The 9,456-nt window shown below is 68.5% G+C and carries 8 protein-coding genes; 4 read left to right on the top strand and 4 right to left on the bottom strand.

Annotated elements, in window-relative coordinates; translation table 11 throughout:
• On the top strand, window positions 1-2,338 hold a 2,338-nt coding region (locus tag AC1DHD_RS01765), incomplete at its 5' end, for an efflux RND transporter permease subunit (protein ID WP_476878032.1).
• Between the two features lie 36 nt (window positions 2,339-2,374).
• On the opposite strand, the gene AC1DHD_RS01760 is transcribed toward AC1DHD_RS01765, so the two are convergent.
• Window positions 2,375-3,883, bottom strand: coding sequence for an MFS transporter (locus AC1DHD_RS01760; protein WP_476878031.1), 1,509 nt, complete (start codon window positions 3,881-3,883; stop codon window positions 2,375-2,377).
• A gap of 144 nt (window positions 3,884-4,027) precedes the next feature.
• Here AC1DHD_RS01760 and AC1DHD_RS01755 point away from each other — a divergent pair, with 144 nt between their 5' ends.
• On the top strand, window positions 4,028-5,131 hold the full coding sequence (locus tag AC1DHD_RS01755; RefSeq protein WP_476878030.1) for an LLM class flavin-dependent oxidoreductase: 1,104 nt from the start codon (window positions 4,028-4,030) through the stop codon (window positions 5,129-5,131).
• On the top strand, window positions 5,131-5,589 hold the full coding sequence (locus tag AC1DHD_RS01750) for a MarR family winged helix-turn-helix transcriptional regulator (RefSeq protein ID WP_476878029.1): 459 nt from the start codon (window positions 5,131-5,133) through the stop codon (window positions 5,587-5,589). Before AC1DHD_RS01755 ends, AC1DHD_RS01750 begins: the two co-directional genes overlap by 1 nt.
• A gap of 23 nt (window positions 5,590-5,612) precedes the next feature.
• On the opposite strand, the gene AC1DHD_RS01745 is transcribed toward AC1DHD_RS01750, so the two are convergent.
• The 3 genes from AC1DHD_RS01745 to AC1DHD_RS01735 are packed head-to-tail and all read right to left on the bottom strand — an operon-like array spanning window position 5,613 to window position 8,693.
• Window positions 5,613-6,419 (bottom strand): transglutaminase-like domain-containing protein, encoded by an 807-nt coding sequence (locus AC1DHD_RS01745; protein WP_476878028.1) that lies wholly within the window; start codon window positions 6,417-6,419, stop codon window positions 5,613-5,615.
• A gap of 16 nt (window positions 6,420-6,435) precedes the next feature.
• Complete coding sequence (locus AC1DHD_RS01740; protein ID WP_476878027.1) at window positions 6,436-7,269, bottom strand: hypothetical protein; 834 nt, start codon at window positions 7,267-7,269, stop codon at window positions 6,436-6,438.
• A gap of 29 nt (window positions 7,270-7,298) precedes the next feature.
• On the bottom strand, window positions 7,299-8,693 hold the full coding sequence (locus AC1DHD_RS01735; protein WP_476878026.1) for a M20/M25/M40 family metallo-hydrolase: 1,395 nt from the start codon (window positions 8,691-8,693) through the stop codon (window positions 7,299-7,301).
• Between the two features lie 85 nt (window positions 8,694-8,778).
• On the opposite strand from AC1DHD_RS01735, the gene AC1DHD_RS01730 reads away from it, so the two are divergent.
• Window positions 8,779-9,453: a DUF1684 domain-containing protein gene (locus AC1DHD_RS01730; RefSeq protein ID WP_476878025.1), complete on the top strand. Its 675-nt coding sequence runs from the start codon at window positions 8,779-8,781 to the stop codon at window positions 9,451-9,453.
• Window positions 9,454-9,456 lie beyond the last annotated feature (3 nt).

Here is a 9,456-nt window from a genome sequence, read left to right as displayed (position 1 = left end):
CGTCGGTATCTCCCACGCCGTCAAGGACGCCATCCCGGAACTCGAGGCCGAGCTCGGCTCCAACGCCAAGTTCACACCGGTATTCGACCAGGCCCCGTTCATCGAAAAGTCCATTAAGGACCTCACCACCGAGGGGCTCCTCGGCCTCGGCTTTGCCGTCGCCGTCATCCTGGTCTTCCTGCTCTCCATCCGCTCGACCCTGGTCACGGCCGTGTCCATCCCGCTGTCCCTGCTGATCACCTTCATCGGGCTCTCGGCGACGGGCTACTCGCTGAACATCCTGACCCTCGGCGCACTGACCATCGCGATCGGCCGCGTCGTGGACGACTCGATTGTGGTGATCGAGAACATCAAGCGGCACCTGAGCTACGGCGAGCAGAAGATCACCGCCATCCTGACCTCTATCCGCGAAGTCGCCGGCGCCATCACGGCCTCCACCCTCACCACGGTGGCGGTCTTCCTGCCGATCGCGTTCGTCGCCGGTCTGGCCGGAGAGCTATTCCGGCCCTTCGCCCTGACCGTGACTATCGCGCTGATTTCCTCGCTCCTGGTGTCCCTGACCATCGTCCCCGTACTGGCGTACTGGTTCCTGCGGACCCCGGCGGACAAGGTTGAGGCCACCGCGGCCTCCGCCAGGGAAGCGGCCGCGAAGGCACACGAGGCGGAGCAGCGCAGCTTCCTGCAGCGCGGCTACCTGCCGATCCTCACCAAGACCCAGCGGCACCCCGTGATCACCCTGGTGGCCGCAGTCTTGGTCCTTGGCGGTACCGCCGCTATGTCGCCGCTGCTCGCGACCGACCTGCTGGGCCGCTCCGGCGAGAACAGTATGACTGTGAAGCAGGCCCTTCCGGCCGGCACCAGCCTGTCCGAGGGCAGCCCGGCCGCCGTCAAGGTCGAGAAGGCACTGCGCGGCATCGACGGGATCAAGGACGTCCAGGTCACCACCGGTAACGCGCAGACCGGCTTCTCCGCCCTGCAGTCCACCGGCGCGGCGAACTCCACCTTCACGGTGGTGACCGAGGAGAAAGCCAACCAGGGCACGCTGCAGGACACCGTCCGCACCGAGCTCGCCAAGATCTCCGGCGCCGGAAAGATCACCGTAGGCTCGCAACAGGGCGGCTTCGGGACCACCTCGACGGTGGACATCACCCTGAAGGCTGCCAGCTCCAGCGATTTGAAAACGGCCAGCGATGCCATGGTCAAGGCCATGGACGGCGTCCCGGGCTCCTCCGAGGTCAGCACCAACCTGGCCGCGAACCAGCCGGTCGTACAGGTCAAGGTGGACCGCGCCAAGGCCGTTGCGGCCGGCCTCAACGAAGAGCAGGTCGGAGGCATCCTGGCGTCCACCGTCAGCCCGATCCCGGCCGGCACTGTCCGCATCGGCACCAACGACTTCCCGGTCCGGATCGGCGAGGGCACCAGGTTCACCAGCATCGCCGCCGTCCGCGACCTCCCGCTGCCGACGGCGCGGGGTCCGGTTCCGCTGTCCTCGATCGCCTCGGTGGCCCAGGTTGATGTTCCGGTTTCCATCACGGCCAGCAACGGCCAGCGCACCGCGCGGGTTTCGGTCAYGCCGTCGGGCGCCAACCTTGGTGCCGTGAGCACCGAGGTGCAGGCCCGGCTGAAGTCGGTCCAGCTCCCGCCGGGCGTTACGGCGGAAATCGGCGGCGCCACCACGCAGCAGGCCGACTCCTTCGCCCAGTTGGGTCTGGCGCTGCTCGCCGCCATCGCGATCGTCTACGTCATCATGGTGGCCGCGTTCAAGTCGCTCGTGCAGCCGCTGATCCTGCTGGTGTCGATTCCCTTCGCGGCCACCGGCGCCATTGCCCTGCTGGTCCTGACCGGCGTCCCGCTGGGCCTGCCGTCACTGATCGGCATGCTTATGCTGGTGGGCATTGTGGTGACCAACGCGATCGTGCTCATTGACCTGATCAACCAGTACCGCCAGCCCCGCAACGGCGAACCTGGGATGAGCGTCGCCGAGGCAATCACCCACGGCGCACGGCAGCGCCTCCGCCCGATCCTGATGACCGCGCTGGCCACCGTTTTCGCGCTGACACCCATGGCGCTGGGCCTGACCGGAGGCGGCGGGTTCATCTCGCAGCCCCTGGCCATTGTGGTGATTGGCGGCCTCATCTCCTCGACCGCGCTGACGCTGATCCTGGTGCCCGTGCTCTACCGGGTGGTGGAGGGCCGTCGGGAACGGAAAGCACTCCAGCGGGCCGGCGGCAGCGAAGCCTCCCACGGGCGGCTGGCCCAGCCTGCTGCGGCCAGCGCACCGGCGTACCGTGACTCCGGGGCGGATGAGCCGGACGAGGCCCCAGCCCTCCGTAACTGACGTCCGCGACCGCGTCGCCCTGCCGCGCTGCTACGGCTAGTGGGGAGCGACGGCGGTGGCCTCGGCGGCGCGGGCCGGGGCCGGGTCAGAGAAGGCCAGTTTGGGGACGAGGACCAGCGCCGCTGCCGCTGCCAGGCCGGTGATCCCGCAGATGCTCCACACAGTGAGGTAGCCGGCCAGGGGGGCCGCCGTCGATCCCGCGGTGGCGGCAGCACCGCCGTCGCCCAGGACATGGCTGAGCAGCGCGATGCCGAACACGGCCGAGGCGAAGGCGCCGCCGATCGTCTTGGTGGTGTTGGTCAGGCCGGTCGCCATGGCGGTGCGGTCAAGGGGTGCCGCGGCAGCAGCTGCCGAGGGCAGGGCTGCCACCAGCGCGCCGGAGCCCAGGCCGGCCACCGCCATGTTCACCAGGGCCTCCGCCAGGCTGGCGTGGAACGGCAGGAAGAGGAGATAGCCCAGTCCGACGCAGACCGCCGCGCCCACCAGTGTCCACCGCGGGGTGAGTCTTCGCGTGACCACCGGATAGAGCAGGGCTCCCACCAGCAGGGCAAGGACGTAGACGCCGATAATGATGGAGACATGCCCCGCGCGCAGGCCCAGCCCGTAACCGTGCAGAGCCGGATCCGTCCGGGCAAAGGTGGACAGCGGGGCCTGGGCGCCCAGCACCGAGACGCCGAACAGCCCTGCCGTCAGCTGCACCGGCCACATGGATGGCGCGCGCAGCATCCGGATGTCGACCAATGGATCCTTCCGGCCCAGCTCCACCCGGGTGAAGGGGATAAAGACCAGCAGCCCGGCCGCTGCCAGTGCCCACGGCCACCAGGCGCCGGGACCGTTGAGCCGCATAAAGGTCAGCCCGGAGGTGATCAGGAGCAGCCCGACGGCGAGCAGTGCAAAGCCGCGGGTGTCCACCCGGCCACCGCTCCGTTCGGTGGACTCCGGCACCCCGAAGCGGACCACGAACCAGCACGCGGTGACGGCCACGGCCGGAAGCATCAGGACCAGCTGCAGCGCTCCGGCGAAGACTTCCACCAGGGCACCGGCGGCGAGGGCGCCGGCGATGACGCCGAACTCGAGCGCCCCTACCAGGGCGCCGGCGGCGCGGCGGGTGCGGGCAGCGCCGTCGGGCAGTGCGTGCACCCGGCTAAAGACCAGGGCGATTTCCAGCGGGAGCCAGACCACGTAGAAACCCTGCAGCGACCACGCCGCGAGGAACGTCCAGAAATCCGGTGCCAGCGCCACACCCCACGACGCGGCTGCGGTGAGGGCCGTGGAGACGAGGAGGATCCGGCGGTGGCCGTACATGTCGCCAAGCTTTGCGAGCACCGGCACCGCCAGGGCGCTCACGGTCAGCTGGGCCGCCTCAAACCAGTTCACGTCGGCATCGTGGATCCCCAGGTGCCGGGCGATGTCCGTGAGGATGGGTGTGTAGTACCCCTGGAGGATTCCGCTGGTGAGTTCCACCAGGCACAGAAAAGCGATAACGCGGCGCATGTCGACCTTCCGGGCGGGCTGGGCTCCGGGCGGCCAGCCGACTGATTGCATCCTAGGTCCGGCCGCCGCCGGGCCAGTGCAGGAACCGTGGAATATCCCGGCGTGGCGCACGTTATAGAGGGTGATAGATGCAAATGCATATAAATCGGTTATAGTAGTAGCAACCGGAAGTCTCCGGCCCCGGAAAGGAAAACCATGCAGATCGGCGTATTCAGCGTCAGCGACATCACCACGGACCCCACCACGGGCCGTACCCCCACGGAGCACGAGCGCATCAAGGCCTCCGTGGCGATCGCCAAGAAGGTCGAAGAAATCGGCATGGACGTCTACGCCATCGGCGAGCACCACAACCGGCCGTTCTTCTCCTCCTCCCCCACCACAACGCTCGCGTACATCGCGGCGCAGACCGAGCGGATCATCCTCTCCACGGCCACGACGCTGATCACCACCAACGATCCCGTGAAGATCGCCGAGGACTTCGCGATGCTCMAGCACCTGGCCGACGGCCGCGTTGACCTGGTCCTGGGCCGCGGAAATACCGCACCGGTGTACCCCTGGTTCGGCAAGAACATCCAGGACGGGATTGAGCTCGCGATCGAGAACTACAGCCTGCTGCGGCGGCTGTGGGACGAGGACACGGTGAACTGGTCCGGCAAGCACCGCACGCCGCTGCAGAACTTCACCTCCACCCCCCGCCCGCTCGACGGCGTGGCCCCCTTCGTCTGGCACGGCTCGATCCGCACGCCACAGATCGCCGAAGTGGCCGCCTACTACGGCGACGGCTTCTTCGCGAACAACATCTTCTGGCCCAAGGAGCACTACCAGCAGCTGATCGGCCTGTACCGCGAACGCTACGAGCACTACGGCCACGGCAAGGCGGACCAGGCCATTGTGGGCCTCGGCGGCCAGTTCTTTATGCGGAAGAACTCTCAGGACGCCGTCAAGGAGTTCCGCCCGTACTTCGACAACGCCCCCGTCTACGGCCACGGCCCGTCGCTGGAGGACTTCACCTCCCAGACCCCGCTGACCGTCGGCAGCCCGCAGGAAGTCATCGAGAAGACCCTCACCTTCCGCGAGTACTTTGGCGACTACCAGCGCCAGCTGTTCCTGATCGACCACGCAGGGCTGCCGTTGAAGACCGTCCTGGAGCAGCTGGACCTGTTCGGCGAGGAAGTTCTGCCGGTGCTGCGCAAGGAGTACGCCGAGAAGACCCCGGCGCACGTTCCGGAACCGCCGACGCACGCCGGCCGGGTGGCCGCGTCGCTGGCAGCCCGTGAAGCCGCCCCGCAGGAGGCCTGATGTCCGCCAGGATTGAATCGCCGGTGCGGCTGGCAGCGCAGACCTGGGAGTCGCTGTTCCGGGCGCAGGTTGCCGTGATGCGCCGGCTGCAAACCGGACCGGCGTTCAAGTCCCTGGCCGTGAACGAGTACGACGTCCTGTTCACGCTCTCCGGCTGCCCGTCCGGCTGGCTGCGCCAGAACGAGCTCAACGACCACGTGCTGCTGAGCCAGTCCAGCCTCAGCCGGTTGGTGGAGCGGCTGGAGAAGCGGGGCTTCGTGGAGCGCAAACCCGCCCCCGACGACGGCCGCGGCGTGCTGGTCCGGCTGACCGACGCGGGGCGGGAACTGCAAAAGGAAATTGGCCGCGAACACGTCCGCGACATCGCCTCGCTGGTGGCACCCGCCCTGACCGCCGAGGAACAACGCGAGCTGCTCCGGCTGACGGACAAGCTCAGGGCTTCGGTCCAGGCGCGCTGACCGCGCCGGCACCGGCGGCGGGACTAGCGCAGAGCGACCAGTTCCGCGGGGTCCTCGGCCGGCAGCTCGCCGGTGACGGTGGCGGTAACCTTGAGCTCCCTGAGCGAGAGGCTGCCGCCCACCGTCGACAGGAACGCCGTATCCGAAGAATCCCGGCCGGCGGTAATCCTGAGCATACTTTCCCGCGGTGCCAGTCCTGTCGGGTCGATGACGTGCCAGGCCCCGTTGATGTGGGCCTCCGCCACCGCATGGAAGTCCATGGGGGTCAGTCCCGGAGCGTACACGGCTGCCAGCCGCGCGGGCACGTTCTTGGACCGCAGCAGCGAGATGGCCAGGTGGGCGAAGTCCCGGCAMACMCCGCGSCGGTGCAGSAGKGTYTCGACGGCRCCGTCSGTCCCGCGCGAGGACCCGCTGACRTASCGSAGTTCGCTRAAGACCCAGTCCCGCACGGCATACAGCAGTTCGGGACCGTCGAGCCCGCCGAATTCGGCGTAGGCGGTCGGAAGCAGCCGGTCCGACTCCGCATACCGGCTCGGCCGGACGTAGCGGATCAGCTCCATGAGGGAGGGCTCCTCCGGGGCGGCGAACCCCGTGACGGTGGCACCGTATTCGACCAGGACTTCAGTGGGTTCGGCAAACTCCATGTAGTGGAAGCGCCCGCCGTGGTGGTCCGAGAGTTCGGTCAGCGCCACGTCCTCCCCGCCGGCGGTCACGGACAGCGACTCCTCGAACCCGCTGTAGCCGGGGTTGAGAGCCGCGGCCACCGCCATCGCAACCTTGGTATTAGCCACGGTTTTGAATGCCAGGCGTGCGGACACAATGCGTTCCATGAATCTCCGGAGGGTGCTAGTTATTGATCTTCAGCGACAGTAGCATCCGCTGGACGTTGGCGAATTCCGAGCCGTCGTTCACGTATTTGTCGGCCTGCGCCAGGGTGTCAAAGGATTTGGCGGGTGCCACCTTCTGGTCCGGGGCGAACGCCTTGAGCTCGGCCAGGTCGCCGAAGGCGTAGTCCCCCTTGCCGCCGGGGCCGCGCACGATGTTCCGCAGGGAGCAGGACTTTCCGGCCGCACCGCCGACCACGTTCGTGATGCCGTAGGAGCCGAAGTACTTGTAGCCCTGGATGACCCGGAACACCACGTGCGGGTCGATGGTTCCTTCCCCGGCATGGTGTGGCAGCTCCACGGGAACACTGCTGACCACCACGTACGGCTTGGCGGCCCCGGACTTGCAAGCGGCCGGTGCCTGCGGCGGAAGTCCGGTCTGCAGGGTGGCCAGGTACCGGCCCTCCGCATCCTTGACCTCGATCCTGAGGGCGCCAGGGAGGGTGCCCTGCGCCGGTGTGACCGACTGTGCTATCCACTCCTGCGGGAGGTCGAAGCTGACAGTCTTGCCGGGGTCGTAGAAGGTCTTCCATACCGCGGCGGTCGCTCCGGCGGTGGCTCCGGCAGAAGAGCTCGCGCCGGCAGTCGCCGTCCCCGGCGCCGTCCCGCCGGCCGATCCGGCTGCGGCAGGCGTCGAAGCGCCGCCGGAAGACTCCGCCGTCGTACTCCCGCCGGGGGTGCCCGCCGTCCAGGTGGGCGCACCCTTGCTTTCGCTGCTGCAGCCGGCGAGCGCTGCCGCAGCGAGCGCCAGCGCAACAGTGATCCGGAGTCCGCGGGAGGGTGYCGTGCCAGTCATGCTGCCAGCGTAGCCGGGCCCATTAGGCATCAAAGCTTCCGGAGCAGCGTTTCGTAAAAGCTGACGCCACGGCCCAGCGTTTCGAGCGAGATCTTTTCGTCAACGGCGTGAATGGACCCGCGGTCCGCCGCATCCATGGCGAAGGGGGCGAAGCGGTACACGGCATCGCAGATCGCGGTGAACCTGCGTGAATCCGTTCCCCCCATCATGATGTACGGGGTGATGATCGCCTCCGGGAAGGTCGCAGCGATGCAGCCTTCCAGCAGCTCCCATTGCGGGCCGGTGGAAGCGGACACCGGGGTGGGTTCGTTGCCCTCCACGACGCGCAGCTCGACTTTCGGATCGCGGATGACCTTGCGCAGCCGCTCCACGGTGCCGGCTACGGTATCCCCCACCGCGACGCGGATGTTTGCGTTGGCCCGTGCCGTGGCCGCGAGCACGTTGGCGCCAGGGCTGCCCTCGAGGGTGGTGACGGCCACTGTGGTGCGGGTCATGGCGTTGGTTTCGTTGCCGAGCCGGCCGAACAGCCAGGTCATCGGGACCCTGAGCAGGGACAGTTTGGCGAAGGCGATCCGCAGCGGGACGGGTGCATGGGGGCCGAAGCGCCGGAGCATCTCGACGGTCACGTCCGGGAGCCGCTGCGGGAACGGGCTGCGCTCCAGCCGGGTGATGGCCCTGGCCAGCCGGGCCGTCGCTCCCATCCGCGGCGGCGTCGAGGCGTGGCCGCCGGGGTCACGAGTGAGGAGTTCGACGTCGAGGATCCCCTTTTCGGCAACGCCCACCACGGCGGCCGGCCTGCTGACGCCGGGAAAGGCGCCACCGGCCACGGCGCCGCCTTCGTCGAGCACCAGCCGGGGCCGGATCCCGCGCTCCTCGAGGAGGGCCGCCGCCGCCACGGCACTGTCGCCGGCGGTCTCCTCGTTGTTCCCGAAGGAAAAGTAGACGTCCTGTGCCGGGGCGAAGCCATCGAGGAGCAGGGCCTCTGCGGCTTCCAGGATGGCAACCAGCTGGCCCTTGTCGTCGAGGGTACCGCGGCCCCACAGATGGGTACCGTCGTTGTGGCCGGCGAAGGGCGGGTGGGTCCACGCCTGCTCGTCCCCTGCGGGGACCACGTCGTAGTGGGCCATCAGTACCGCCGGGCCGTTTCCGTTGTCAGTGCTGTCCGTTCCGCGGGTCCCCGGCCAGCGGAAGAGCAGGGCATGGCCGTTGACGCGTTCCACCTCCAGCGCTGCGTGGACTGCGGGGTACAGAACCGGGAGTGCGGCCAGGAAGGCCTCGAACTGGTCGGCGTCCACCTCGGCGGAAACCCGGGAGGAGACGGTACGGTACCTGACCAGTTCAGCCAGGGATGCGGCGGCGCGGCGGGCGCGGTCCGCGGGGACAGCGGCGCGGGCGGCGGCCCCGGCGGCGGCGGTGTTGTGCATGCGCGAAAGTCTACGGGCCGGCAGCCCGGGGAGGTCCGCAGCAGCGGCTGCGTTTCCGGCACGGGATCGGGGCTAGGCTTGGGGGATGGCTGATGAGCACTTTGACGGAGCGGACCTCGACGAACAGGACAGCGTCACCCGAATGTCCGCCGTCGACATCGCGGACTGGCGGCTCCGGACCTTTGCGCTCTACGCAACCGTCCGGAAGATCGCGGCGGACAATCCCGCGGAAGCCCACTCCTACTGGCGGCAGGAACGGGACCGGATGTTCGGCACGCACCCCGCTTCGCCGCTCACCGACGCCGCAAAGGCCAGCTTCGGCGGCCTGAAGACCGCGGACTACGATCCGATCTACCGCTTCCACGTCCCCATCACCCCGGAGGGCGCCGGCCGGGAGATGAACGTCGAGACCGGAACCGACGGGGTGGTCCGGTTTGTCCGGCTCGGCACCTTCGACCTGCCGGAGATGGGGCAGCTGGCGGTGTGGAAGCTCAACGGTTACGGCGGCGGAATCTTCGTGCCGTTCCGCGATGCCACCGCGGGCCGGCCCGGCGGCAGCTACGGGGCGGGCCGCTACCTGCTGGACACCATCAAGGGCTCCTTCCACGGCGTCTCCGGCACGGGATCCGGTGCCGAGTTCGTGCTCGACTTCAACTTTGCGTACAACCCTTCCTGCGCCTACAACGAGGCGTGGGCGTGCCCGCTGGCCGGGCCCTCCAACCGCCTCGCCGTGGAGCTGCCGGCCGGCGAGCTGTACTAACCG

The organism is Arthrobacter sp. 05L45_2, assembly GCF_056397525.1.
The sequence above is the reverse complement of the archived record's forward strand: the minus strand, read 5'-3'. Positions and strand labels throughout refer to the sequence as shown.

Coding starts and splice junctions, on each gene's coding strand:
- AC1DHD_RS01760 (WP_476878031.1), bottom strand. CDS start 3,883: ATGCAATCAGTCGGCTGGCCGCCCGGAGCCCAGCCCGCCCGGAAGGTC.
- AC1DHD_RS01750 (WP_476878029.1), top strand. CDS start 5,131: ATGTCCGCCAGGATTGAATCGCCGGTGCGGCTGGCAGCGCAGACCTGG.
- AC1DHD_RS01735 (WP_476878026.1), bottom strand. CDS start 8,693: ATGCACAACACCGCCGCCGCCGGGGCCGCCGCCCGCGCCGCTGTCCCC.
- AC1DHD_RS01730 (WP_476878025.1), top strand. CDS start 8,779: ATGGCTGATGAGCACTTTGACGGAGCGGACCTCGACGAACAGGACAGC.